The 25406-nt window shown below is 74.7% G+C and carries 24 protein-coding genes; 10 read left to right on the forward strand and 14 right to left on the reverse strand.

All coding sequences use genetic code 11. The annotated features are described in order from the left end of the window. Positions 1 to 109: 109 nt before the first annotated feature. Positions 110 to 1318 (reverse strand): MFS transporter, encoded by a 1209-nt coding sequence (locus MTO91_RS05670; protein ID WP_224403408.1) that lies wholly within the window; start codon positions 1316 to 1318, stop codon positions 110 to 112. Positions 1319 to 1363: 45 nt separating this feature from the next. Here MTO91_RS05670 and MTO91_RS05675 point away from each other — a divergent pair, with 45 nt between their 5' ends. Then, complete coding sequence (locus MTO91_RS05675; protein ID WP_476653967.1) at positions 1364 to 2569, forward strand: ROK family transcriptional regulator; 1206 nt, start codon at positions 1364 to 1366, stop codon at positions 2567 to 2569. 10 nt (positions 2570 to 2579) lie between these two features. Here MTO91_RS05675 and MTO91_RS05680 read toward each other — a convergent pair whose 3' ends face one another. After that, positions 2580 to 4316, reverse strand: coding sequence for a pyruvate dehydrogenase (locus MTO91_RS05680; RefSeq protein WP_476653968.1), 1737 nt, complete (start codon positions 4314 to 4316; stop codon positions 2580 to 2582). A gap of 195 nt (positions 4317 to 4511) precedes the next feature. On the opposite strand from MTO91_RS05680, the gene MTO91_RS05685 reads away from it, so the two are divergent. Beyond that, positions 4512 to 4667 carry a hypothetical protein gene (locus MTO91_RS05685; protein ID WP_178374212.1) on the forward strand — a complete coding sequence of 52 codons (156 nt, stop codon included), beginning with the start codon at positions 4512 to 4514 and terminating at the stop codon, positions 4665 to 4667. Positions 4668 to 4795: 128 nt separating this feature from the next. On the opposite strand, the gene MTO91_RS05690 is transcribed toward MTO91_RS05685, so the two are convergent. Continuing rightward, a complete protein-coding gene (locus MTO91_RS05690; RefSeq protein WP_251785560.1) occupies positions 4796 to 5683 on the reverse strand; it encodes a beta-keto acid cleavage family enzyme in 888 nt (295 codons plus the stop codon). Between the two features lie 62 nt (positions 5684 to 5745). On the opposite strand from MTO91_RS05690, the gene aroQ reads away from it, so the two are divergent. From aroQ to MTO91_RS05725, 7 genes are all read left to right on the forward strand, one after another. Continuing rightward, positions 5746 to 6345 (forward strand): gamma subclass chorismate mutase AroQ, encoded by a 600-nt coding sequence (gene aroQ / locus MTO91_RS05695; protein WP_062400688.1) that lies wholly within the window; start codon positions 5746 to 5748, stop codon positions 6343 to 6345. A 98-nt stretch (positions 6346 to 6443) separates the two neighbouring features. Continuing rightward, positions 6444 to 7490, forward strand: coding sequence for a 2,5-dihydroxypyridine 5,6-dioxygenase NicX family protein (locus tag MTO91_RS05700; RefSeq protein WP_476653969.1), 1047 nt, complete (start codon positions 6444 to 6446; stop codon positions 7488 to 7490). Positions 7491 to 7513: 23 nt separating this feature from the next. After that, positions 7514 to 8239 (forward strand): maleate cis-trans isomerase family protein, encoded by a 726-nt coding sequence (locus tag MTO91_RS05705; RefSeq protein ID WP_476654812.1) that lies wholly within the window; start codon positions 7514 to 7516, stop codon positions 8237 to 8239. Positions 8240 to 8430: 191 nt separating this feature from the next. Next, complete coding sequence (locus MTO91_RS05710; protein WP_476653970.1) at positions 8431 to 9135, forward strand: GntR family transcriptional regulator; 705 nt, start codon at positions 8431 to 8433, stop codon at positions 9133 to 9135. Further along, positions 9132 to 10133, forward strand: a complete 1002-nt coding sequence (locus MTO91_RS05715; RefSeq protein ID WP_476653971.1) for an ADP-ribosylglycohydrolase family protein — start codon at positions 9132 to 9134, stop codon at positions 10131 to 10133. The genes MTO91_RS05710 and MTO91_RS05715 overlap by 4 nt, the downstream gene beginning before the upstream one ends. Positions 10134 to 10145: 12 nt before the next feature. Beyond that, positions 10146 to 11591 (forward strand): purine-cytosine permease family protein, encoded by a 1446-nt coding sequence (locus tag MTO91_RS05720; RefSeq protein ID WP_179760924.1) that lies wholly within the window; start codon positions 10146 to 10148, stop codon positions 11589 to 11591. Beyond that, on the forward strand, positions 11588 to 12505 hold the full coding sequence (locus tag MTO91_RS05725; protein ID WP_405419001.1) for a PfkB family carbohydrate kinase: 918 nt from the start codon (positions 11588 to 11590) through the stop codon (positions 12503 to 12505). Before MTO91_RS05720 ends, MTO91_RS05725 begins: the two co-directional genes overlap by 4 nt. Before the next feature lie 222 nt (positions 12506 to 12727). Here the strand turns inward: MTO91_RS05725 and MTO91_RS05730 are convergent, their stop codons facing one another. The 10 genes from MTO91_RS05730 to MTO91_RS05775 all read right to left on the reverse strand — a co-directional run bounded on the left by MTO91_RS05730 (position 12728) and on the right by MTO91_RS05775 (position 22512). Further along, on the reverse strand, positions 12728 to 13213 hold the full coding sequence (locus MTO91_RS05730) for a hypothetical protein (RefSeq protein ID WP_476653972.1): 486 nt from the start codon (positions 13211 to 13213) through the stop codon (positions 12728 to 12730). A gap of 80 nt (positions 13214 to 13293) precedes the next feature. Further along, the gene (locus MTO91_RS05735) at positions 13294 to 14151 is read right to left on the reverse strand and encodes an alpha/beta fold hydrolase (protein WP_405418998.1); all 858 of its coding nucleotides are present in this window, start codon (positions 14149 to 14151) and stop codon (positions 13294 to 13296) included. After that, the gene (locus MTO91_RS05740; RefSeq protein ID WP_346106905.1) at positions 14148 to 14801 is read right to left on the reverse strand and encodes an isochorismatase family protein; all 654 of its coding nucleotides are present in this window, start codon (positions 14799 to 14801) and stop codon (positions 14148 to 14150) included. Before MTO91_RS05740 ends, MTO91_RS05735 begins: the two co-directional genes overlap by 4 nt. Further along, the gene (locus MTO91_RS05745; protein WP_476653973.1) at positions 14798 to 15394 is read right to left on the reverse strand and encodes a (2Fe-2S)-binding protein; all 597 of its coding nucleotides are present in this window, start codon (positions 15392 to 15394) and stop codon (positions 14798 to 14800) included. The genes MTO91_RS05740 and MTO91_RS05745 overlap by 4 nt, the downstream gene beginning before the upstream one ends. Next, complete coding sequence (locus tag MTO91_RS05750; RefSeq protein ID WP_476653974.1) at positions 15391 to 17745, reverse strand: xanthine dehydrogenase family protein molybdopterin-binding subunit; 2355 nt, start codon at positions 17743 to 17745, stop codon at positions 15391 to 15393. Before MTO91_RS05750 ends, MTO91_RS05745 begins: the two co-directional genes overlap by 4 nt. Then, the gene (locus tag MTO91_RS05755; protein WP_405418995.1) at positions 17738 to 18523 is read right to left on the reverse strand and encodes an FAD binding domain-containing protein; all 786 of its coding nucleotides are present in this window, start codon (positions 18521 to 18523) and stop codon (positions 17738 to 17740) included. Before MTO91_RS05755 ends, MTO91_RS05750 begins: the two co-directional genes overlap by 8 nt. Further along, positions 18520 to 19926: an MFS transporter gene (locus MTO91_RS05760; protein WP_476653975.1), complete on the reverse strand. Its 1407-nt coding sequence runs from the start codon at positions 19924 to 19926 to the stop codon at positions 18520 to 18522. The genes MTO91_RS05755 and MTO91_RS05760 overlap by 4 nt, the downstream gene beginning before the upstream one ends. Positions 19927 to 19938: 12 nt before the next feature. After that, positions 19939 to 21207: an FAD-dependent monooxygenase gene (locus MTO91_RS05765; RefSeq protein WP_405418991.1), complete on the reverse strand. Its 1269-nt coding sequence runs from the start codon at positions 21205 to 21207 to the stop codon at positions 19939 to 19941. Between the two features lie 137 nt (positions 21208 to 21344). Next, complete coding sequence (locus tag MTO91_RS05770; RefSeq protein ID WP_405421576.1) at positions 21345 to 21845, reverse strand: MarR family winged helix-turn-helix transcriptional regulator; 501 nt, start codon at positions 21843 to 21845, stop codon at positions 21345 to 21347. Positions 21846 to 21933: 88 nt separating this feature from the next. Beyond that, positions 21934 to 22512: a TetR/AcrR family transcriptional regulator gene (locus MTO91_RS05775; protein ID WP_073576207.1), complete on the reverse strand. Its 579-nt coding sequence runs from the start codon at positions 22510 to 22512 to the stop codon at positions 21934 to 21936. Between the two features lie 176 nt (positions 22513 to 22688). On the opposite strand from MTO91_RS05775, the gene MTO91_RS05780 reads away from it, so the two are divergent. Then, on the forward strand, positions 22689 to 23630 hold the full coding sequence (locus MTO91_RS05780; RefSeq protein ID WP_178374202.1) for an SDR family NAD(P)-dependent oxidoreductase: 942 nt from the start codon (positions 22689 to 22691) through the stop codon (positions 23628 to 23630). 85 nt (positions 23631 to 23715) lie between these two features. Here the strand turns inward: MTO91_RS05780 and MTO91_RS05785 are convergent, their stop codons facing one another. Beyond that, positions 23716 to 25368 (reverse strand): glycoside hydrolase family 13 protein, encoded by a 1653-nt coding sequence (locus tag MTO91_RS05785; protein ID WP_476653976.1) that lies wholly within the window; start codon positions 25366 to 25368, stop codon positions 23716 to 23718. Between the last annotated feature and the right edge of the window lie 38 nt (positions 25369 to 25406).

Here is a 25406-nt window from a genome sequence, read left to right on the forward strand (position 1 = left end):
GGGCTCCTCTCGACGGGATCGTTGTCTTACGCAACGATCAACTCGAGGGCAGGCTTCCCGGAGGTGATCTGATCGACACCTCTCGCTTGTGTGACCTACCAGGCGGTCCTCAGGCGGCCAGGGCGAGCTCCTCACGCCGCTCGGAGCGCTCCATCCGGACCGCCACACCCAACGCGGCCAGCCCCAGCAGCGGCAGCACGGTGGCGACCGCGGCGGGCGCGGTCCAGCCCCATCCGGCGGCCAGGACCAGGGCGCCCAGCGCGGCCCCGAGGGCGTTGGACACGTTGAACGCGGCGTGGTGCAGTGCCGCGCCCAGGGTCGGACCCTCGCGACCGGCGTCCATCAGCCGGGTCGCCAGCGCCGGGGTGGTCGCGGTGGTGGTGAACGCCAGTGCGAACAGCGTGACCAGCGCGAACACCGGCGAGGACGCGGTGAGTGCGAACAGGGCCATCGACACCGCGGCGGCGGCGAGCCCCGAGGCGATCGTGCGGACCGGCGCAGCCTCGGCGAGCCGGCCGCCGACCTGGTTGCCCAGCGTCATCCCGAGCCCGAACACGGCCAGTGCGAGCGGCACGGCCGCGGTGGCGAGCCCGGACACCTCGGTGAGCACCGGGGTGATGTAGCTGTACACGGCGAACGAGCCGCCGAACCCGGTCGCGATGACCGCCATCGTGATCCAGACCTGGCCGCGGCGCAGCGCCGACAGCTCACCCAGCACCGAGCCGCGGCGCTCGTCGCGGACGTCGGGGACCAGTCGCCAGACGGCCAGCATCGTGAGCGCCGCGACGGCGCCGACGGTCAGGTAGGCCGCGGGCCAGCCCGCGTTCTGCCCGAGCCAGGTCGCGCCCGGGACGCCGACGATGTTGGCGATCATCAGCCCGCTCATCACCGTCGCGATCGCGCGTGGCCGCCGCTCGCGGGGGACCAGGGAGGCGGCGAGGACCGAGGCCGTGCCGAAGTAGGCGCCGTGCGGCAGCCCGGCCAGGAACCGGGTGGCGACGAAGGTGCCGAACGTCGGGGCGAACGCCGACGCCACGTTGGTCACCGCCAGCGCGCCCGCCAGGGCCAGGACGAGGTGCTTGCGGGGCCACCGCGCGCCGAGCACGGCGAGCACCGGCGCGCCGACGACGACGCCGAGCGCGTAGGCGCTGATGGCCGTGCCGGCCTGCGGCACGGTGGCGCCGAGGTCGGCGGCGAAGGCAGGCAGCAGGCCCATCGAGGCGAACTCGGTGGTGCCGATGGCCAGACCGCCGAGGGCCATCGCGGCGAGCGCGGGCCCGGTGGTGGAAGACTGGGACGAGGTGAGAGCCTTTTTCATCGTGACACGAGGATAAATCTCGGGAGGCCGGAGGTGTCAAACCGGATGACGTCGATGTCGGCCGGTTCACGTTCCGGCACGGAGGCGCCCGGGCGCGCCGAGACCGACCGCTGGCGCGCCACCGCCGAGGTCCTGGACGAGGTCCGCCGCGAACCCGGCCTCACCCGCGTCGAGCTCGCCCGGCGGCTGCGCCTGGCCAGCGGCTCGGCCACCGAGATCGCGGCCCGGCTGCGCGACCTCGGCTGGGTCACCGAGGAGCGCGCCCCCTGCGGCGGGCGCGGGCGACCGACCACGACCCTGACGCCCAACCCGGACGGGCCGGGCGTCGTCGCCGTCGACGTGCGGTTCGAGGGCTGGCGGGCCGGGTTCGCCGGGCTCGACGGGGCCCCGGTCGCGGTGCGCTCGGGGCGGCACCGCCGTCGCTACCCCGACGCCGTCGCCGCGGAGCTGGCCGGGGTGGTCGGTGAGCTGGTCGCGGACGCGCCCGGACCGGTCGTGGCGGTCGGGATCGGGGTCGCGGCGACCGTCGTCGACGAGTACCTGGCCGAGACGGGCGGCGGGCAGGGCTGGAGCCCGCTCGACGTGCGCCGGATCGGCGCCGGGCTGGGCCTGCCCGTACTGGTCGGCAACGACGCGAACCTGGCCGGGGTCGCCGAGGTCCGGGACGGGGCCGCGGCCGGCGCGGGCACCGCGCTGTTCCTCACCGTCGAGGTGGGCATCGGCGGTGCGCTGCTGCTCGGGGGGCGGGCCCAGACCGGCGCCCGCGGCGCGGCGGGGGAACTGGGGCACCTGCCCTTCGGCGATCCGGCCGCCCGGTGCGCCTGCGGTGCCCGCGGCTGCTGGACCACCGGGGTCGACGGCCGGGCGCTCGCCCGGATGCTGGGCGAGCCGGAGCCGGACGCCCCCTACAGCTACGCCCGCGCGGTGCTCGACCGTGCCGCGGCGGGTGAGCCCGGGCCGTCGGCCGCGGTCACGGGCGCGTCGGCGGCACTGGCCCGCGGCGTCGCCGGGCTGGTCAACGCGCACGACCCGGAGGTCGTCGTGCTGGCCGGGCTCGGGCCCGCGCTGCGGGCCGCGGCGCCCGAGGCGTTCGCCGTCGCCTACGACGCCGGTCTGATGGCCTTCCGCCGCGCCGTCGCGCCGCCGGTGCACGACGACGCGCACGGCGAGGACGGCGTGCTCCGGGGTGCCGCCGCGATCGCGCTCGACCACGCGGTCTCGGCCCCCGGGCTCGCCGCACGCGCCGGCTGACCCGCCCCGCTCAGGGCCGGGGGATCGACCGCAGGTTGCTGCGCGCCAGCTCGACCATCTTCCCGACGCCGCCGTCGAGCACCGTGCGGGTCGCGGCGAGTGCGAACCCGCGGACCTGCGCGGCGGTGATGTGCGGCGGGATGGACAGCGCGTTCGGGTCGGTGCGCACGTCGACCAGCGCCGGACCGCGGTGGTCCAGCGCCCGGCGCAGCGCGGCGCGCACGTCGGACGGGTCGTCGACGGCCTCGGCGTACAGCCCGGCGGCGCGGGCGATCCCGGCCAGGTCGGCCGGGCCGTGGTCGGTCTGGAACGACGGGTAGCCCGCCACCATCATCTCCAGCCGGATCATGCCCAGCGACCCGTTGTTGAACGCGACGACGGTGAGCGGCAGGTCGTGCTCGGCCGCGGTCAGCAGCTCGCCGAGCAGCATCGTCAGCCCGCCGTCGCCGGACAGCGACACCACCTGCCGGTCCGGGTACGCGAACTGGGCGCCGATCGCGTGCGGCAGGGCGTTCGCCATCGTCCCGTGCCGGTAGGAGCCGATGATCCGGCGCCGGCCGTTGGGGGACAGGTAGCGGGCCGCCCACACGTTGCACATGCCGGTGTCGACGGTGGCGACGGCGTCGTCGGCCATCTCCTCGTCGAGGACCGCCGCGACGTGCTCGGGGTGGATCGGGCGCAGGTCGGAGACCTTGCGGGTGTAGGCGCCGACCACCTTCTCCAGCGCCTCGGCGTGCCTGCGCAGCATCCGGTCCAGGAAGGAGCGGTCGGTCTTCTCCGCGATCCGCGGCAGCAGCGCGTCCAGGGTGGACGCGGCGTCGCCGTGCACACCCAGCTCCAGCAGCGTGCGACGCCCCAGGCGCGCGGGGTCGGTGTCGATCTGCACGGTCCGCGCCTGCGGCAGGAACGAGTCGTAGGGGAAGTCGGTGCCGATCAGGACGAGCAGGTCGGCCTCGTGCGTCGCCTCGTAGCAGGCGCCGTAGCCGAGCAGCCCGGACATGCCGACGTCGTGGGCGTTGTCGTACTGGATCCACTCCTTGCCGCGCAGCGAGTGGCCGATCGGCGCCTTCACCTTCTCGGCGAGGGCGAGCACCTGCTCGCGGGCGTGCTCGATCCCGGCGCCGACGAACAGCGTCACGGTGTCCGCGGCGTCGACGAGCCGGGCCAGCTCGGCCACCTGGTCCTCGGACGGCGCCACGACGCCGGTGGGCGGGGACAGGTGCGAGGTGCCGGTGTCGTTCGGGGCGTCGAGCGCGCTGACGTCGCCGGGGAGGACCAGCACCGCCACGTCGGACTCGGCGAGCGCGGTCTGCATCGCGATCCGCTGCATCCGGGGCATCTGCTCGGGCCGCGAGATCAGCTCGCAGTACGCCGAGCACTCGGTGAACAGCCGCTCCGGGTGGGTCTCCTGGAAGTAGCCGGTGCCGATCTGGAGCGAGGGGATGTGCGAGGCGATCGCCAGCACCGGCGCACCGGTGCGGTGGGCGTCCATCAGGCCCTGGATCAGGTGCGTGTTGCCGGGGCCGCAACTGCCGGCACAGACCGCGAGCCGCCCGGTGAGCTGGGCCTCCGCGGCGGCCGCGAGCGCGGCGGCCTCCTCGTTGTGCACGTGCACCCACCGGATGCGGCCGTCGCGGCGGATCGCGTCCGCGATCGGGTTGAGGCTGTCACCGACCAGGCCGTAGATCCGTTCGACGCCGGCCTGGTGCAGCAGCTCGATCATCTGGTCGGCCACGGTGCGGCCCATGTGGTCCTCCTCGCGCTCGGGTGCGAGAGCCGTGTTCCCCTCCGGTGGCGGACCGAACCGTTCCGGCGTGTGACGGTCCCCGCGCACCGTCCGGCGCACGGCAGGTCACGACTCGAACATCGGAATCGATTCCCGCGCTGCGGAGTCCCCCGGACGTGAGTACTTTCTCCTCACATTCCTGGGAGGGGACACGAAATGATCATTCTCGGTCTGATCCTGCTGCTGGTGGGGTATTTCACCAGCATCTCCATTCTCTACTACCTCGGTGGTCTGCTGGTCATCGTCGGTGTGGTCCTGCTGATCCTGGGAGCGATCGGACGGCCGGTGGGCGGGCGGAAAGCCTGGTTCTGACCGGGCCGGCCGGACCCGGCCGCGGACATCCGCGGACCGGGTGACGGCCGGCGTCGTCGAATTCTCCGCGGGGGTGCGTGTCCGGGTCGACCGGAAACGCACCCCCGCGGTGTGTCACGGCGAAAGGATCACCCGCGCGGCCGGATTCCGAGAATGTCGCGGGCGGCCGCGGGGGAGGCCGGTGTCGCGCCCACCCGGTCCAGCACGCGCAGGGCACCGTCGAGCAGCTCCCGGTTCGACGGCGCCGTGCCCCGGCCGTCGTCGAAGTCCTCCAGGCCGACCCGCAGGTGCCCGCCGCGGCGCACCGCCAGCTCGGCCAGCCCGGAGGCGACGACGTCACCGCCCAGCACGGCCACCGACCACGGCAGGCCCGAGGGCTCCAGCAGTTCCAGGTAGGCCTCCAGCGCGGCGGGCGTCGGCGGCAGCCCGAACTGCAGCCGGTCGGCGAAGTACAGCTTCACGATCGCCCCCGGCGGGACCCTCCCGTGCCGGTGCAGGGTCAGCGTGGTGCGCAGGAACCCCGGCTCGAAGATCGAGATGCTCGGGGCGGCGCCCAGCTCGGCGGTGCGGGCGAACATGTACTCGGTGTCGGCGAAGGAGTTCTGGTACGGCTCCGGCGCCGCCGCGTCCGGGCAGGTGCCGTCGTCGAGCAGGCCGACGTTGACCGAGCCGGGGTCGACCAGTGTCATGTGTCCGCGCCGGCCCAGCTCCTCGACGTGCGCCCACCGCCGGGTCACCGGGATGTCGCGGGCCCCGGCCGCCATCGTCGGGTAGAGCAGTGCGTCGGGGTGCGCGGCCAGGACCGGGTCCCAGGCCGCCAGGTACGGCTCGACGGCGTGCACCCCGTCGACGGTGAACATCGGCTCGTCGTTGTGGTGGTGCACGATCGCCGCGCCCGCGTCGAGCACGTCGACGGCCTGGTCGGCCACCTCCGCCGGGGTGCGGGGCACGCGCGGGTTGCGCTCCCGCGTCGTCGTGCCGTTCAGCGCCACTTCCAGGATGACCGCGGTGTCCACGCCCGCCAGCATCGCCGCAGGCGGCGGTGGGGCGCGACCGCTGCGGTCGTAGGCTCGCCGCTGTGATCGGCACACGCGGTACCGCACTGGCCGGGTCGCTCCTGGTCCTGGGACTGCTGGCCGGGTGCGGCGACCAGCCCCTCCCGCTGACCGAGGGGCCGCCCGGCGCGTCCCCGGCCGACGGGCTCATCCGGGTCGTGCAGCTGTCCGCGCAGCGCGCCCAGGTCTCCGACCAGGTCGCCGCGGCGAAGTTCGGGACCGGGGCGGCCGTCACCGACCCGGCGCGGGAGGCGGCCGTCGTCGCGCAGGCGCGGGCGGACGCGACCCGCGACGGCGTCGACCCCGACTGGACGGCCCGGATCGTCGCCGACCAGATCGCGGCGAGCACCCAGGTGCAGAACGACCTGATCCGGCAGTGGACCGACCGGCCCGACACGCGTCCGGCGCAGCGGCCCGAGCTGGCCCGGGTGCGGCCGCAGCTCGACCGGATCGGCGACGAGCTCGTGGCCGCCCTGAAGCTGGCCGGACCGGCACGGGCGAACGAGGAGTGCCCGTCGACCCTGGCCCAGGCCGCGGTCGAGCAGGCGCAGGGGCTCGACGAGGTCCACCGCAACGCCCTCGGGCGGTCGCTGAAGTCCGTCTGCGACGGCGCCCCCGGCTGATCCGCCCCGTGTGACGGTGCCGTTTCCGCTCGTCCGAAGGTCTTGCGTATCCGGATAGTACGTGCTCGGATTAATAGAACGAGACACGGAGGGGCGCGATGGACCAGAACCTGTTCAACGACATCTGCCTGCAGCAGCTGACGCTGTCGGGCGTGCACGAGGGGGAGACGGTCGTCGTGCTCACCCGGGGCGCGGAACGGACCGAGTACGCCGACGCGTTCCTCTGGGCGATCCAGATGCTGGGCGCGACCGGCTACCACATGCGGCTGCCGTCGCCGGCGAGCGCGGGCGGCGCCTGGGCGGTCGGCGACTCCGGCCTGGGGAACATCCCCCTGGCCGTGGACGCCCTCAAGGCCGCGGACATGGTCGTGGACTGCACGTTCCTGCTGTTCAGCGCCGAGCAGTTCGCCATCCAGGACGCGGGCACCCGCATCCTCACCGCGGTGGAGCCGCCCGAGCTGCTGGCCCGGCTGATGCCGACCACCGAGCTGCGCGAGCGCGTCGAGACCGGCGCGGAGCTGCTGGCCAAGGCCTCGACCATGCGGATCACCAGCCCGCACGGCACCGACGTGACCTACCAGCTCGGCATGTACCCGACGCTGAGCGAGTACGGCTACACCGACACCCCCGGTCGCTGGGACCACTGGCCCGCGGCGTTCGTGTTCACCGGCGGCTCCGACGACGGCGTCGACGGGAAGATCGTCCTCGCCCCCGGGGACGTGCTGCTGCCGTTCAACACCTACGTGCAGACCCCGGTCGAGATCACCATCGAGCAGGGCTTCATCCGCGACATCCGCGGCGGCGCCGGCTCCTCCGGTCTCGACGCGGACCTGCTCCGCTCCTACATCGAGTCCTTCGACGACCCGCGCGGCTACGGCATGAGCCACGTCGGCTGGGGCCTCGACGAGCGCGCCCACTGGCACGGCCTGACCCAGTTCGGCGGCGGCATGGGCATGGAGCTGCGCAGCTTCTACGGCAACGTCATGTTCTCCATCGGCCCGAACAACGAGCTCGGCGGCCCGAACGACACCGCCTGCCACTTCGACATCCCGATGCGCGGCAACTCGCTGTTCCTCGACGACGAGCTGATCGTCGACGCCGGCGAGCTGACCGTGTCCGAGATGAAGCCGGTGAACCGGCGGTGAGCCCCCGCGACCACCACATCGGCATGATCGTGCCGAGCTCGAACCTGACGATGGAGACCGAGCTCCCGCGGATGCTGCGCGCCCGGGAGGACGTGCTGCCCGACGACCGGTTCGTCTTCCACGCGGCGCGGGCCCGGATGCAGCACGTGACCCCCGAGCAGCTGCGCGCGATGAACGCCCAGGCCCAGCGGGCCGCGGCCGAGCTGGCCGACGCCCGGCCGGACGTCGTCGCGACGGCCTGCCTGGTCGCGATCATGGCGCAGGGACCGGGCTACCACTGCACCGCCGAGGACGACATCACCGCCGCACTGCGGGTCGAGGGCTCCGACGCCCCCGTCGTCTCCAGTGCCGGGGCGCTGCTGTCGGGGATCGCCGCGCTCGGGGCGAAGCGGGTCGCGATCATCACCCCGTACATGGAGCCTCTGACGAAGGCGGTCGTGGACTACCTCGAGGACGCGGGGGTCGAGGTCGTCGACTCGCTGTCGCTGCAGGTGCCCGACAACCTCGCCGTCGCCCGGCTCGACCCGGCCGACCTGCGCGAGCACTGGCGCAGGCTGGACCTGACCGGCGCCGACGCGCTGGTGCTCAGCGCGTGCGTGCAGATGCCGTCGCTGCCGTCGATCGAGGCGGTGCAGGACGCGGCCGGCATCCCGGTGCTGTCCGCCGCCACCGCGACCACGCACCGCATCCTCACCGGGCTCGGCCTGGAGCCGCGGGTGCCCGGGGCGGGGGCGCTGCTCGCCGGCTGAGGCCGTACGACCGGGACCCGCGTGCCGCGCCGGCACGCGGGTCCTCGTCGTGTCCGCGGGCCATGATCCTTCCCTGAGGAGTGCGGGCGTCCCCGGCGGGCGCTCGCGGCTCCACGGAGAAGGATCACGGGATGCCGGCCGTCCGGCGCAGGGGGTGGACGCGCCTGATTCGGTGCTGTACATGTTTGTACATGTCTGAACAGGGTGGGCGTTCCAAGAGGGCGCGCCTCGTCGAGGACCTCGCCGGGCGGATCCGCTCCGGCCGGTTGCCGCACGGCGAGCAGCTCCCGGGGGAGAACCAGCTCGCCCGCACCTACGCCGTCTCCCGCGGCACCGTCCGCAGCGCACTGGCCGAGCTGGCCCGCCGCGACCTGATCACCACCGAGACCGGCGTCGGGTCGTTCGTGACCTTCGACGGGTCCCCGCTGGACCAGCGGCTCGGCTGGGCGCAGGCGCTCGCCGCGTCCGGCGCGGCCGTGAGCACCGAGCTGCTCGGCATCTCGCCCGGCGGCGACCCCGGGCCCACCGGGTACGAGGGGCCACTGGTCACCGTGCGCCGGCTGCGCCGCGCCGGGACCGTCCCGGTGTCGCTGGAGACGGCGTCGCTGCCCGCCGCCGGCGCGCTGGCGCAGCTGCCCGCGACCGGGCTGGTCGACGGCTCGATCACCGCCACCCTCGCCGCCACCGGGCTGACCGGCGTCGGGGGGGAGCAGTGGATCTCGGTGGCCCCGCTCGGCGCCGCGGACGCCGCCACCCTCGAACGCGCCCCCGGCGAGCCGTTCCTGCAGGCCGTGCGGGTCACCCGGGACGCGACCGGCGGGCTCGTCGAGCACGTGGTCAGCCTCCTGGACCCGCAGCGCTTCCGGTTCCACCTCGAGTTCGGCGGCGGGCGGTGAACCCGGCCCGCGACCGCGCGCTCGGCGCGCTGCTCGGCCTGGCCGTCGGCGACGCGCTCGGCATGCCCACCCAGTCGCTGTCCCGGTCGGCGATCGCCGAGCGCTACGGCGTCGTCGACCGGCTCCTCGACGGCGCCGACGACCAGCCGATCGCCCCGAAGCTCCCCGCCGGCACCGTCACCGACGACACCGAGCAGGCGCTGCTGCTCGCCCGGATCCTGCTCGACCACGACGGCCGGGTCCCGCCCCGGGTGTTCGCCTCCTCCCTGGAGAAGTGGGAGCAGGACATGATCCGGCGCGGGTCGCTGGACCTGCTCGGCCCCTCCACCCGCCGGGCCCTGACCCGGCTCGCGGACGGCGAGCCCCCCGAGATCGCCGGCCGCGACGGCGTCACCAACGGCGCCGCGATGCGTGTCGCGCCCGTCGGCATCGCGTACGCCGGCCCGCGGCTCCTCGACGCCGTCGTCGAGTCGGCGGTCGTCACCCACCACACCGCACCCGGGATCGCGGCCGCCGCCGCGGTGGCCGCCGCGGTGTCGGCCGGGGTGTCCGGCGCGGGGCTCCCTGCCGCGCTGGACGCCGCGCTCGACGCCGCCCGGGCCGGTGCGCGACGCGGCGGCTGGGCGGCCGGTGCCGACGTCGCCGCCCGCCTCGACGTCGCGTTCCGGGTCCTGCCCGGGCTCGGCCGGGCCGCGCTCGCCGACACCCTCGTCGCCGTCGTCGGCACCTCGGTCACCGCGACCGAGTCCGTCGTCGCCGCCCTCGGGCTCGCCGCCGCCCTCGGCGACGACCCGCGGGCCGCGCTGGTCACCGCCGCCTCGCTGGGTGGTGACACCGACACCGTCGCCGCCATCTGCGGCGCGGTCCTCGGGGCGGTGCACGGCGCCGCCGCACTGCCCGCCGACCTCGTGGGCACCGTCCGCCGGGTCAACGCACCCCTGCTCGACCCCCTCGACGACGTGGTCGAGGGACTGCTCCACCTCCGGTCCACCTCCTGAACGGAGGCCGCCATGGCCACCAGCACCACCGACACCGGTACCACCGCCGAGGGCGGCGCCCTCGAGACCCGGGGCATCGAACCGGTCCCCGTCGCCGAGCGCCACGGCCGGCCCGGCCAGCTCTTCTGGGTCTGGTTCGCCGCGAACATCTCCATCCTCGGCCTCCCGCTCGGCGCGACCCTGGTCGCGTCCGGGCTGAACATCACCCAGGCCGTGCTCGCCGCGGTGCTCGGCAGCGTCGGGTCGTTCGCGATCGTCGGCGCGGTGTCGATCGCCGGTCGGCGCGGCGGGGCGCCCGGCCTGACCCTGTCGCGCGCGGTGTTTGGCGCCCGCGGCAACATCGGACCGACCCTGGTGTCGCTGCTGTCGCGGCTGGGCTGGGAGACGGTGAACACCACCACGGCCGCGTTCGCGTTGCTGTCGCTGGTCACGATCGTCGCGGGCACCAGCCCGTCGGCGAAGGACCACCCGGTGATCACGATCGCCTGCATCGCGGTGTTCGTGCTGTGCACGGTGCTCGTCGCCGGGCTGGGGCACGCCGTGCTCGTCGCGGTGCAGCGCTGGGCGACCTGGGTGTTCGGTGCGCTGAACATCGTCGTCGGCGGGTTCCTGGTCGCCACCGTCGACTGGGCCGCGGTCGCCGCGGCCGCCCCCGCGCCGTCGGGTGCGGTCGTCGCCGCGGTCGGGGTGATCGCCGCCGGGACCGGCATCGGCTGGGCCAACGCCTCGGCCGACATGTCCCGCTACCAGTCCCCGTCGGTGCGCGCCGGGTCGCTGGTCGCCTCGGCCGCGGCCGGCGCGGGCATCCCGCTGGTCCTGCTGATCTCGCTGGGCAGCCTGCTCGCCGCCGGGGACCCGACCCTGGCCACCGCGGACGACCCGGTCGCCGCGATCCGCGACCTGCTCCCCGCGTGGATGGCGATCCCGTACCTGGTCGCCGCGTTCGGCGGGCTGCTGCTGTCCAACCACCTGTCGGTCTACTCGGCCGGGCTGACCACCCTGACCCTGGGCGTGCGGCTGCCGCGGGTGTACGCCGTCGTCGTCGACGTGCTGGTGACCTTCGCCGGCGCGATCTACTTCATGCTGATCGCCGACGGGTTCTACCCGCCGTTCATCGCCTTCATCAGCGCCCTCGCCGTCCCGATCACCGCCTGGGTCGGGGTGTTCGCCGTCGACATGCTGCGTCGCCGCCACTACGACCCGGTGGCCCTGATGGACACCTCGCGCGGCAGCGGCTACTGGTACCGCGGCGGGATCGAGCCGCGGGCGACGGCGGCCTGGGCGCTGGCGATCGTCGTCGGCTACCTGTTCGCCACCGTCGGGCCGTCGGCCGAGCCGTGGTTCACCGGGCCGCTGGCCGGCACCTGGTTCGGCGAGAACGGGCTGGCCTGGGTGATCACCTTCGTCGTCGCCGCCGGGGTGTACGCCGCGCTGGGCGGGGCCCGGGAGCAGCGGTGACCGGCAGGCTCGTCCACTCCGGACAGGTCCTGGTCGACCTGGTCATGCGGGTGCCTGCGCTGCCCCCGCCCGGCGGGGACGTGCTCGCCACCGGCACGACGATGCTGCCCGGCGGCGGGTTCAACGTCGTCGCCGCGGCCGCCCGGGCCGGGGCCGAGGTCCTCTACGCCGGCGGGCACGGCACCGGTCCGCACGGTGACCTCGTGCGGGCCGCGCTGGCCGCGGAGGGCGTCACGGCGACCGCGCCGCCCGATCCCGGCGGCGACACCGGCGTCTGCGTGACCCTGGTCGACCCGTCCGGGGAACGGACCTTCGTCACCGGCAGCGGGGTCGAGACCGCGCCGCCCGCCGGGCTCCCGTCGACCACCGCCGACGACGTGCTCTACGTCTCCGGCTACAGCCTGCTCGTCCCGGACAAGGCCGCGTCGCTGGTCGCCGCGGCCGAGGAGTCGTCGGCGACGGTCCTGCTCGATCCGGGGCCCCTGGTCACGGACGTGCCGGACGCGCTGTGGGAGCGGATGCTCGCCGCCACCGGGGTGCTGAGCACCAACGCGCGGGAGGCGCGGCTGCTCACCGGGGAGCCGACCGCGGCGCGTGCCGCCGGGGCCCTGGCCCGGCGGTTGCGCGACGACGCGGCCGTGGTCGTCCGCGACGGTGCCGCCGGCTGCGTGGTCGTCCGCGACGGGGCGGTGGAGGCCGTCCCGGCGCCGGTGGTCGACGCCGTCGACACCAACGGGGCCGGGGACGCCCACTGCGGGGTCCTGGCCGCGGAGCTGCTGCGCGGCACGGCATGGTCCGAGGCGGTCGCGCGGGCCGGCGCGGCCGCGGCGCTCGCGGTCACCCGGTACGGGCCGGCCACCGCGCCGACCCGGGCGGAGCTCGACGCGTTCCTCGCCGGGGCCGCCGCGGGGTGACGGCGCGCTCCGACGGGCGAACTGCGCTCCGACGGGCCGGCTGCGCTCCGTCGGGCACGCTCCGTCGGCAGCGAGCTCCGTCGGCAGGCGCATCCGTCGGCGCGGTGCGGGCCGCCGGTCGGCGCGGTTCCACCCCGTTCATGATCACCGGTTGTGGAGCGCGGAGGTCGTCGAGCACACTCCTGGCTCCACAACCGGTGATCATGGACGGGGGCAGGGTCCTCAGGTCCCGGCGCCGGCGGCCGTCGCCATGCCCTGGGCGGTCTCCTGGACCGCGCGGAAGGCCGGGCCGCAGACGGCGGCGTCGCCCTCGGCGAGGGTGCCCGGGTCGGCCTGGCAGCCCTTCGCGGCGAAGTCGTCGAGCGCCTTCCCGACGAGGTCGGCCTGCGCGGCCGCGGCCGGTGCGTCCTGGCGGACCTGGGGCAGGGCGTTGCGGATCTCGGTGGTGAACCGGCCGCAGCGCGGGAAGACCGTCGCCGGGTCGCTCGACCAGCAGGGGTCCTGGGCGTAGAAGCGGAACTTGGTCCGCAGCGCCTCCAGCCCCGGGGCGCCGACCCGCTCCGAGGCGGTCTGTCCCGGCCAGCGCTCGGTGTCCTGCGCCGACGAGGCGGCGGGGCGGTCGGCGGAGCAGCCGGCGAGGAGCAGGGCGGCCACCAGCACGGTGGCCGCCCGCAGCAGGGAGGCGGTCGGGCGCGGACACGGTTGCACACCGCGACGGTAGGCCCGTCCGATCCGCCCCGCCGCTCCGGCCCGGGGCGTCGGACGGGTCCGGCCGGCCCCGGAGCGGGTCAGCCCCGGTCCGGGCCGCCCAGCGCCCCGCGCAGCAGCCCCAGCGCCTCGGCCGGGTTGTCCCAGAACACCATGTGCCCGGCGTCCGGGACGGCGACGAGCCGGGCGTCGGGCCGGGCGGCGGCGATCTCGGCGACCCCGGACGCGGGCACGACGGGGGAGTCCGCGCCGTACAGCAGGGTCACCGGCGCCGGGACGTGCGGCCACGCGTCGAAGAAGTCCTCGGACTCGAACCCGGCGTGCGTCGCGGCGATCGCGGCCTCGTCGCAGGAGGACAGCCAGCGCGCGCGCAGCTCCTGCTCGCGGCGTGGCCAGCGCGGCCAGGACCGGGCGACCCCGTCGGCGTCGGTGCCGCGCTGCGCCTCGTGCAGCTGGCCCAGGAACGCCTCCAGCGTCGTCGGGTACGGCGCGCGGCCGGGGCCGGACAGCGGCGGATCGACGAGCACGGCGCCGCCGACGGGCCGGCGCGTCGCGGCGACGGCGGCGATCCGGGCGCCCATCGAGTGCCCGAACAGGATGGTGTCGGGGCCGAGCTCCAGCGCGTCGAGCACCGCCAGGACGTCGCCGGCGTAGTCGTCGAGGGTCCACGAGGTGCCGCTGCCGGACAGCCCGCGGCCGCGGACGTCGAGCACCACCGGGCGGCACAGGTCGACGAGCTCGCGGGCGACGAAGTCCATCGTCACCGCCGGGCTGGTGATGCCGGGCAGGACCAGGACGGGGGCGCCGTCGCCGCCGTAGTCGAGGGCGTGCAGCGCCAGGTCGCCGCGGCGGACCCAGCGGGACACGGCGGGGACGTCGGCGAGGTCGGCGAGCGCGTCCTGGCGGACCTGCCGGACCAGGGTGGACGTGACGGTCACAGGAGTCCCTTCAGGTAGGCGAGCGCGTCGTCGAGACCGAGCACGTCGCCGTACTTCGCGTGGATGTCGAACAGGTTCGCCTCGTGCGGCCCGGCCGCGCGGTCGCCGACGCAGTCCCGCGGCACCAGCACACCGAACCCGGACTGGACGGCGTCGACGGCGCTCGCGCGGACGCAGCCCGAGGTGGTGGCCCCGCACACGAGCACGGTGTCCACACCGGACGACCGCAGCAGGGTCGCGAGCCCGGTGTCGAAGAACGCCGACGCGCCCTTCTTGGTGAGCGTGTGGTCGGTGCCGCGGACGTCGAGCCGGGGGTCGAAGCCGACGGCGGCCGAGCCCTCGACCAGCGAGCGCATCCCGGGTGCCTTCACCAGCCAGGGCAGGGTGTCGAGCTCGGCGGGGGTGTAGGCGATCGTCGTCCACACCACCGGCGCGCCGAGCGTGCGGGCCGCCTCGACCAGCGTCGAGGTCGCCGCGACGACCTCGGACAGCTCGCTGCCGGTGGGCAGCGCGGGGTCGGTGAACCCGACCGTCAGGTCCACGACGACGACCGCGGGCCGGGTCCCGCGCCGGGCGGCGGCGCCGAACCCGGCGGTCGCGTAGGTCGCGTCGGTACCGGCCCCGTGCAGACCGGTGGGGTGCGGGCTCATGCGGATGCTCCGTCCAGTGCGGACTGCGGTGCGGACTGCGGTGCGGACTGCGGTGCGGACTGCGGTGCGGACTGTGTCGCGTGCTGCGGGGCGGAGTCCAGTGCGGACTGCAGCGCGGCGCGGCGGCGGCCCGCGCAGTCCTCCACGGCGTCGACGATGGTCTGGTAGCCGGTGCACCGGCACAGGTTCGACGCCACGACCTCGCGGATCTCCTCGCGGCTCGCGTCGGGCTCCTCGGCGAGGTAGCCCTCGGCCAGCATCAGGAACCCGGGCGTGCAGAACCCGCACTGCAGCCCGTGGTGCTCACCGAAGCACTGCTGCAGGTCCGACAGCCCGCCGTCGGGCCCGGACAGCGACTCGACCGTGCGGATCGCGGCGTTCTCCACCTGCACGGCGAACAGCAGGCAGGCGCGGGCGGGCGCGTCGTCGACGAGCACGGTGCACGCCCCGCAGATGCCGTGCTCGCAGCCGACGTGGGTGCCGGTCAGCCCCAGGTCGTGGCGGAGCACGTCGGCCAGCGTGCGGCGCGGTGGGATCGCCAGCTCGTGACGCTCCCCGTTGACGGTCAGCTCGACCAGCTGGATGTCGGTCACGGTGCCTCCCGGTTCAGCGCGGCGAACAGGTCCGCGCGCGACAGTGGGGTGGAGTCCAGCTCGACGCCGGTGGGGCGCAGCGCGTCGTTGACGGCGTTGAGCACGGCCGCGGGCGCGCCGATGGTGCCGCCCTCACCCGCACCCTTCGCGCCGTCGGCGGTGAACGCGCACGGCGTCTCGAGGTGCTCGATCCGCACGTCCGGGATCTCGGCGGCGGTCGGGACCTTGTACTCCATGAAGCTCGGCGCGAGCGGCTGGCCGAGCTCGTCGTAGACGACCTGCTCGAACAGCGCCCCGGCGATGCCCTGGGCGATGCCGCCGCGGGCCTGCCCCTCGACGACGCGCGGGTGGATGGCGACGCCGCAGTCCTCGACGCAGACGTAGCGCAGGATCTCCACGCCGCCGGTGCCCGGGTCGAGCGCGACGACGCAGCCGTGGGTGGCGTTGGAGAACGTGCCGTCGCCGCCGACGTCGAAGCTCGCCGTCGCGGTCAGGCCCGGCCCGACCTCCTTGGGCAGCAGGTGCGCGCGCAGGTAGGCGACGTCGGCCAGCTCGGCGTAGGAGAACGTGCGGTCCCCGGCGCGCACCCCGCCGCGGCCGTCGAGCTCGGCCGAGTCCACGTCGGCGTCGGCCAGGTGGGCGGCCAGCGCACGCAGCTGGTCGCCCAGCTTCACCGCCGCCGCGGCCGCCGCGGACCCGCCGATCGTCACCGAGCGGGACGCGAACGAGCCCCAGCCGTAGGTGATCCGGTCGGTGTCGCCCTGGACGATCTTGACCTTGTCGTAGGGCAGGCCGAGCCGGTCGGCGACGATCTGGGCGAAGGTCGTCTCGTGGCTCTGGCCGTGCGACAGCGTGCCGGTGGTGACGGTGACCGTGCCGTCGAGGTCCATCGTGATCTGGGACAGGTCGAACCCGGGGACGACCTGCATCCTCCGCGCCGCGAACGCGCCGGAGCCGTAGCCGGTGCGCTCGGAGAAGCAGGAGTAGCCGATGCCCAGCACCCGGCCGTCGGGCAGGGTGCGCCCGGGCCAGCCCTCGTCGCGGAGCACCTGCTCGCACAGGTCGAGGGACTCCCGGTAGGAGCCCGGGTCGTAGGTGATGGCGTTGACCCCGCGGTAGGGGAACTCGGTGATCAGGTTGCGCCGGCGGACGTCCAGCGCGTCGAGCCCGAGTTCGCGGGCGGCGCGCTCCATCAGCCGCTCCATCACCATCACGTACTGCGGCCGGGACACCCCGCGGTACGGCGCGGTCGGTGCCTTGTTCGTGGCGACCGCGCGCCCGCGCACCCGGTAGGCGGGGACCCGGTAGACGCCGGGCATCTCCGCCGAGGCCATCAGCGGCTCGATTCCGGCCGTGAACGGGTAGCAGGAGTAGGCGCCCATGTCGCAGACGACGTCGGACTCCAGGGCGAGGATCTCCCCGTCGGCGGTGAACGCGGCGCGGGCGGTGTAGTGCTGTTCGCGGGCCAGGAAGCTCGCGGTCAGCGCCTCGCGCCGGTCCTCGATCCACTTCACCGGACGGCGGAGGCGCCGCGCGGCGGCCGCGGCGGCGATCTCCTCCCGGCCGACGACGCACTTCTGCCCGAACCCGCCGCCCATGTCCGGCACGACGACCCGGACCTGCTTCTCGTCGAGCCCGGCGCAGCGGGCCAGGACCGTGCGGACCTGGTGCGGGACCTGGGTGCAGGTGCGCACCACCAGCTGCTCGTCGCGGTCGTCCCAGTCGGCGACGACGCCGCGGGTCTCCAGCGGCAGCGCGTTCTGCCGCCCGGTGCGGGCCTCCACGGTGACCACCGTGTGCGCCTCGTCGAAGATGCCGTCGATGCCCTCGGTGGCGAACAGCGACACGTCGACGAGTACGTTGCCGGGGGCCTCGTCGTGCACCGGGGGACCGGCCGCGGCCAGCGCGGCGGTCTCGGTCACCACCGGGTCGAGCGGGTCGAGCTCGACGACGGCGGCCTCCACCCCGTCCTCGGCGGCGTAGGGGTCGGTGGCGATCACGACGGCCAGGGGCTCGCCGACGTAGCGGACCTTGTCGCCGGCCAGCACCGGCATCGAGGTGGGGACGAACTCCTCGAGCGGCCGGTCGAGGAGCGCGGTGATGTCGCCCAGGGCGAGATCGGCGGCGTCGAACGCGGCGACGACGCCGGGCACCCGCCGGACCTCGGACAGGTCGACGTCGACCACCCGGGCGTGCGCCTCGGTGCTGCGCACGAACGCCGCGTGCAGCATCCGGGGCAGGGTGATGTCGTCGACGAAGCGGCCGCGGCCGGTGAGCAGCCGCGGGTCCTCCCGGCGCGGGACGGACGCGCCGACCCAGCTGCCGTCGCGGCGGAATCCGGGCTCAGCCACGGGCGGCCTCCTCCCGGGCCCGGGCGACGAGGGTGCGGACCAGCCCGCGGCGGTACTCCGCGGGGATCCCGGCCTCGTCGCGCAGCTCCAGACCGTCGGCGACCTCGTCCGGCGTGCCGGCGTCGGGCACCAGCACCGGGACGGCGCCGACCCCGCCGAGCACGACCTCCTCGGTGTCCAGGTCCACCCCCGCCGCGACGACGGCGAAGTCGCCACGGCGGTCGGCGTACTCGGTGAGCGCCGCCCGCGGCGCGGGACGGGGGAAGACGATCTCCACCATCACCTCGTCGGGGTCCAGGGCGGTGGTGAACGGGCCGAGGAAGAACTCCCGCGCCCGGACCTCCCGGCGCCCGCCCGGCCCCTCGGCGACGACGACGGCGTCGAGCAGCACGGCCAGCAGGCACCACTCGGCGGTGGCGTCGCCGTGCGCGATCGACCCGCCGACGGTGCCCCGGGTGCGGATGGGCAGGTGCCCGACCCAGCGCATCGCGGCGGACAGGACCGCGAAGTCCGGTCCGAGGTCGGCCCGTTCGACGGCCCGGTGGGTGGTGAGCGCGCCGATCCGGAGCGCCCCGTCGGCGTGGTGGATGCCGGCCAGGCCCGGCACGTGGGTGAGGTCGATCAGGTGCCCGGGACGGGCCATCCGGTAGTTCATCATCGCGACCAGGCTCTGCCCGCCGGCGAGCAGCTTGGGCTCGTCGTCGGCCAGCTCGGTCAGCAGGTCGACCGCCCCGCGCACCGACGACGCCCGGTGGTAGGTGAACGCGGCGGGCTTCACGCCTTCTCCACCCGCTCCACCGCCGGCGCGTCGAGCGTCTCCTCGTCGCCGGTGATGCGGTCCAGCTCGCGGCCCCGGGTCTCGGGGGCGCCGAGGGCCATGAAGGTCACGGCGGCGAACACGAGCAGCGCCATCAGGGTGAAGGTCAGCGGCAGGCCGAGGACCGGCCACAGCAGGCTGCCGAAGATCAGCGGGACGAACCCGGTGACCGCCCGGCTCGACGACGACGCCCAGCCGAAGCCCGAGGCCCGCAGCTCGGTCGGGTAGAGCTCGGAGACGTAGGCGTACATCACCGGGATGACGACCAGGGCGAAGAACCCGAACACCGCGATCATCGCGACCGCCGCCGTCGGCGAGCCCATGACCAGTGAGAACACGACCAGCGACAGCGCGGCGCACGGACCGGCGACGCCGATGACCCACTTGCGGCCGACGACCTCGACCAGCAGCACCGAGGTGATGACACCGAGGATGCCGACCGCGTTCATGACGGTGGTGGAGGCGAACGCGGCGACCTCGCCCATGCCCTGGGCGCGCAGGATCGACGGCATCCAGGACAGCGCGGCGTAGTAGACGACCATGACGGTGATGAACAGCGACCAGGCGACGCCGGTGATGCGCGGGTTGAACGCCCACACCATCTTCAGCTGCTCGCCCAGCGCGCCGAGACCGCGGCGGCGCGAGGTGGTCGGTTCCGGTGCGGCGGCGGTGATCGCGTACTGCTCCACCGGGGCGCCGGTGCGGCGGACCATGTCGTCGATGACGTCACGGGCCTCGGCCTCGCGGCCGGTGCGGGCCAGGTAGATCGGCGACTCCGGGACGCCGCGGCGGATCCAGAACAGCAGCAGCGCGGGCAGCACCATCAGCGCGAGCATCCAGCGCCAGCTGCCCTCGACCGGCACGAGCAGCGTCGCCGAGAGCCCGGCGAGGGTGGTGCCGATCGGCCACCAGCCGTCCATCGCGGCGAGCACCTTGCCCCGGTAGCGCCGGGGTGAGAACTCGCTGACGATCGCGTAGTCGACCGGGATGCAGCCGCCGAGCCCGATGCCGGCCAGGAAGCGCAGCGCCAGGAAGACCTCCCAGCTGGGGGAGAAGGCGCCGAGCACCGAGAACAGGGCGAAGATCAGCAGGGTGATGCTGAAGACCCGCTTGCGGCCCATCCGGTCGGCGATCGTGCCGAACGCGACGGCGCCGACGGCCATGCCGATGAGGTTGGCCGTCGCGACGAGGCCGCGCTGGCCGGTCGAGAGGTCGAACTCGACGCCGAGCAGCGGGGTGAGGAAGCCGTTGAGGGCGACGTCCCAGGCGTCGAACATGTAGCCGAGGCCGCCGATGAGGAAAATCTTCCCCTGGACGCCCCAGCGCCAGGGCAGGTCCTGGACGACCTGGTCTCCGGTACGCATGTCGGTGCTCCTCTATCGGGCGAAGGGGTAGGTGACGGACTCGTCGTCCGGGTCGTTCAGCGGGGAGCCCCGCCACAGCCAGTCGTAGGACACGTCGGACTCGCCCTGGAAGCGGCGCAGCTTCTCGTCGCGTTCGCGCTGCTCGGGGCCGTCGGGCAGGTGGTAGAAGTCCATGTTCTGCAGCGAGGCGTCCTGCACGACGCCCGCGTGCTTGGCGCGGCGCTGCACGTAGCGGGCGAGCGCGGTGTCGATCCCGCCGCGGCCGACCGCGCCGAGCTCCTCGGCCAGCACGGCGGCGTCCTCCATCGCCTGGGAGGCGCCCTGGGCCTGGTAGGGGAGCATCGCGTGGCAGGCGTCGCCGAGCAGGGCGACCCGCCCGTCGAGCCAGACCGGGTCGCGGCGGCGCCGGTACAGCGCCCAGACCGAGACGTCGTCCTTGGCCTTGGACAGCATCGCCGGGACGCGGTCGTCCCAGTCGGCGAAGTCGGCGACGAGGTCCTCGGCGGTCGCCGGGGCGCTCCAGTCGCGCTCGACCTGCTCGGTGCAGGGCACGATCGCGACGACGTTGAGGTACTCGCCGCGGCGGATCATGTAGTGCACCAGGTGCTTGCCGGGGCCGTACCAGATCGTGGAGTGGTAGCGGTCGAGCAGGAACCGGGTCGCCGGGTCCGCGGCGATCAGCTCGCCGGGGATCAGGGCGCGGTAGGCCATCTCGCCGGAGAAGACGAGGGTGTCGTCGAACCCGGCGAGGTCGCGGACACCGGACCGGATGCCGTCCGCGCCGACCAGCACGTCGCCCGCGACGCGCAGCCCGCGCGCGGTGACGGCGACCGGGCGGTCCGGGTCGGTGCGGTCGAGCTCGACGACCTTCGCGTCGGTGTGCACGGTGACCGCGGGGCCGGGGCCGTCCGGGTCGAGGCAGGCCTCGAGCAGGATCCGGTGCAGGTCGGCGCGGTGGTAGTGCCAGTACGGGGCGCCGTAGGTGTCGACGACCTGCTGCCCGAGCGGGAGCTGGGCGATGATCGAGCCGTCGGCCCAGCGGCGCCGCACCTGGTCCTGCGGGGCGGTGTGGATCCGCTCCAGCGACCGGCGCAGCCCCAGGCCGAACAGGATCCGGCTGGCGTTGGGGGCGGTCTGGATGCCGGCACCGACCTCGCCGAGCTGCGGCGCGGCCTCCAGCACGGTGGCCCGGAAGCCCTGACGGCGCAGGGCCAGTGCGGCGGTCAGCCCGCCGAGACCGCCGCCCGTGACCGTGATCTCCAGGGACTGGCTGGGTGCCACGACTACCTCCTCGCGTCCGTCGGGCCTGTGACGCGGCCCGCACGAGAAGTAATCCGAGCACGTACTATCCGGATACGCAAGGTTTTCGTGCGAACGACCCGGAAGGGAAACCGGGACGTAACCCGGGCGGCCGGGGCTCAGTCGTTGTCGGGCAACGACGTCCGCTCCGCGACCGCCTCCCAGTGGGCGCCGAGGGTGTTGAGCAGACCGGCGATCTCCGAGCGCCGGTCCTCGGGCACCGCGGCGAGCAGCTCCGCGTCCAGGCGCCGGGTCCGGCGGGTGACCTCGACGAGGGCGGCCGCGCCGTCGTCGGTGAGGGAGAGGATCTTGCGCCGGGCGTCGCGGGGGGACTCGGTGCGCTCGATCAGCCCGCGGCGTTCCATCCGGCGGCAGACGTCGGCCATCGTCGAGGTGTCCAGGGCGACGGCGCCGGCCAGCGAGCTCTGGTCGGACTCCGGGTAGGCACGGATGGCCGAGAGCACCGCGAACTGCGGGCCGGTCAGCACCGGGTCGACGTGACGGCTCCAGGCGGCGAGGTAGGCCTGGTACATCCGGCGCGCCCCGTAGCCGGGGGCGGCGACGAGGTCGGCCGGGGGAGCGGGTGCGACGCCTGTTCCGCCGCGCAACAGCTCACCCATCATGCCTCCGTGCTCGTCCGGGCCGGAGCCCTCGTCCGCGGCAGATCCTACGTGTCCGGACGATCACCCGGGGTGGCCGGGCCGGGGCTCAGCGCGGGCGCAGGCCGTCGACGAGCAGGTCCAGCAGGCGTCCGGCCTGCTCGCGGCCCTGCGGGTCGGCGACGGCCATGCAGATCCCGCTGGTGCCGACGAGCACGTCCGCGGCGTCGACGTCGGCCCGCAGGGTGCCGTCGGCGATGCCCGCCTTCTGGAGCAGGCGGACCGCCTCGACCATCCGCTCGCGGCTCTGCGCGAACGGGTTGTGCCCGCAGGCCACGAGCGCGTGCAGCGAGTCCGCGAGGTGCTTCTTGGTGATCACGTAGTCGACGAAGCGGTCCATCCAGGCCCGCAGTGCCCGGTCCGCGGGCAGCTCGGTGCGCAGCTGTTCGGCGGCGGCGCAGAGCCGGTCGAGCTCGTTGCGGTACACGGCCTCGACCAGGGAGTCCCGGTTCGGGAAGTGCCGGTAGAGCGTGCCGATGCCGACTCCGGCGTCCTTCGCGATGCCGTCGAGGGTCGTGGCGGGGCCGCCACGGCTCTCCGCGGTGAACGCGCGCACGGCCGCGGCCAGCAGCAGCTCACGGTTGCGCGCGGCGTCCGCACGCAGGCCGGAACGTGTGCTGGTGCCCATGGCGGTGCCTCCTCGGGTGGGACTGACGATCCCACGATACGTCTTGCGATCCGGAGGATGCTCCGGATAGAGTCCCGAGTCATACGGAGGATCCTCCGCTTACTTGTCCCCGGGGACACGGCGACGCAACGACGACGTCACCGACCGCGTACCCGGTGCTCAGAAGGGATCACGCCATGCTGTTCCGCTCCACGACCGACCGATCCCGTCCGCTGTCCACCACCGGCACCTCCCGTGCCGTCCTGCCGGCCGCACCGGCCGGGACCACCGCCTCCGACGTGCTCGCCGGCGTCGACCTCACCGGCCGGCGCGCCGTCGTCACCGGTGCGACCACCGGGGTCGGCCTCGCCGCCGCCCGCGCACTGGCCGCCGCCGGGGCCGAGGTCACCCTCGCCGTGCGCGACGCCGAGGCCGGTGCCGTCGCCCGCGACGGCATCGTCGCCGACACCGGCAACGAGCGCGTCGCCGTCGGCGAGCTCGACCTGTCCGACCAGCGCTCCATCGCCCGCTTCGTGCGCCTGTGGGACGGCCCGCTGCACATGCTCGTGCACGCCGCGGCCGTCACCGGTGCCCCGCTGACCCGCACCGTCGACGACTGGGAGCTGCATCTGGCCGTCAACCACCTCGGGCCGGCGTCGCTCACCTCGGGGCTGCACTGGGCGCTCACCGCGGTCGACGGGGCGCGGGTGGTCACCGTGACCTCCGCGGCCCACCGGGACGCGGCGTTCGACCCGGAGGACCCGCACTTCTCCGACGAGCGCTACGACGCCCACCTCGCCCACGCCCGGTCCCGCAGCGCGGCGCTGCTGCACGCGGTCGAGGCCGCGCGTCGCTGGTCGGGCGACGGGATCGCGGTGAACGCCGCCGACCCCGGCCCGGCGGGGGCCGACCCCGAGCAGGGGGCCGCCACGGTCGTGCTGGCAGCGGCGTCGCCGCTGGTCGGGGGGATCAGCGGGCGCTACTTCGCCGGGCTCGCGGAGGCGGGACCGGCCGGGCCGGGCGTGGCGGGCGGGGTCGCCACACACGCACTCGACCCGGTCGCCGCACGGCGGGTCTGGCGCTGGACCGAGCGCACGCTGCGCGAGGTCTGGTTCGCCGGGCTGCCGATCGTGGCCTGACCCCGGGGGGCTGCCCCGAGGGGAACCCTCGTAGCGCTCAAAGCCACGAGAGTTCCCCTGGGGGCGTCCGGGACGGGCGTGCCGGTCAGTGGCGCAGCCACACCGCGGTGTCGGCGGGGACCTCGCCGCGGGCGGTGAGCGGGCCGCTGGACAGCATCACCTCGGCGTCCTCGGGCAGCGACACCGGCGCCGAGGAGACGTTCACCAGGCAGGTGAAGCCGCCGTCGCCGGAGTCCGAGGTGCGGGCCAGTGCCAGCGTGCCCTCCGGCGACTCCTGCCAGGTCAGCGCGCCGCCGCCGAGTGCGGGGTGCGCGCGGCGGATCGCCAGGGCGTCCCGGTAGAGGTGCAGCACCGAGTCCGGGTCGGCCTCCTGCACGTCGGCCGCGTGCCGGGCGAACACCTCCGGCTGCGGCAGCCACGGCGTCCCGGACGGGCCGAACCCGAAGCCGGGCTCGCCCGCGGCCCAGGGCAGCGGGACGCGGCAGCCGTCGCGGCCGCGCAGCGTGTGCCCGGACAGCTCCCAGGTCGGGTCGTCGAGCCGGTCGGTCGGGATGTCCTCGACCTCGGGCAGCCCGAGCTCCTCGCCCTGGTACAGGTACGCGGTACCGGGCAGCGCGAGCATCAGCAGCGTCGCCGCGCGGGCCCGGCGCAGGCCGAGCTCGGGGTCGGCGGGCAGGGCGATCACGTCGTCGAGGTTCCAGCCGCGCCCGGCCTCGGGCTTGCGGGCCAGTCGGCTCGGGTGCCGGCAGACGTCGTGGTTGGACAGCACCCAGGTCGCCGGTGCGCCGACCCGGGTGTTCTCGGCGATCGCGTCGTCGATGTTGGCGCGCAGGTCCTCGGCCAGCCAGGCGGCGGTGAGGAAGTTGAAGCTGAACGCGGTCTGCAGCTCGTCCGGGCGCAGGTAGCGGGCCAGGCGCTGCGGGTCCGGCACCCAGGCCTCGGCGACGAACACCCGCGGCGGGTCGTAGGTGTCGCCGATCCGGCGCCACGACCGGAAGATGTCGTGGACGCCGTCGCGGTCGAGGTAGGGGTGGCCGCCGTCCTGGGCGTCGTTGACGCCCTCGACGACGTCGGGCAGCCCGGGCTCCTTCACCATGGAGTTCGCGACGTCGACCCGGAACCCGTCCACGCCCCGGTCGAACCAGAAGCGCAGGGTCTCCTCGAAGTCGGCGCGGACCTCCGGGTGCTCCCAGTTCACGTCCGGCTGCCGGATGTCGAACAGGTGCAGGTACCACTGCTCCGGCGTCCCGTCGGGGGACACGACCCGCTCCCACGCGGGCCCGCCGAACATCGACTCCCAGTTGTTCGGCGGGAGCTCACCGTGCTCGCCGTGGCCGTCGCGGAAGAGGTAGCGCTCGCGCTCGGGCGAGCCGGGGCCCGCGGCCAGTGCCTGCCGGAACCATACGTGCTCGTCGGAGTGGTGGTTCGGGACGATGTCGAGCAGCACCCGGATGTCGCGTGCGTGGGCCTCGGCGATCAGGGCCTCGGCCTGCGCGGTGTCGCCGAACATCGGGTTGATCGCGCGGTAGTCGGCCACGTCGTAGCCGCCGTCGGCCAGCGGCGACGGGTACCAGGGGTTGATCCAGATCGCGTCGACGCCCAGGCGGGCGAGATGGTCGAGCCTGCTGCGCAGACCGGCGAGGTCACCGGTCCCGTCGCCGTTCCCGTCGGCGAAGCTGCGGATGTAGACCTGGTAGACGACGGCGTTGCGCCACCAGTCCTGCTCGTGCACGGACATGATGCTCCCGGGTACGGATCGTGGGGCGGGGCGGTGTT

The sequence above is a fragment of the Pseudonocardia sp. 2-7 genome (assembly GCF_056341085.1).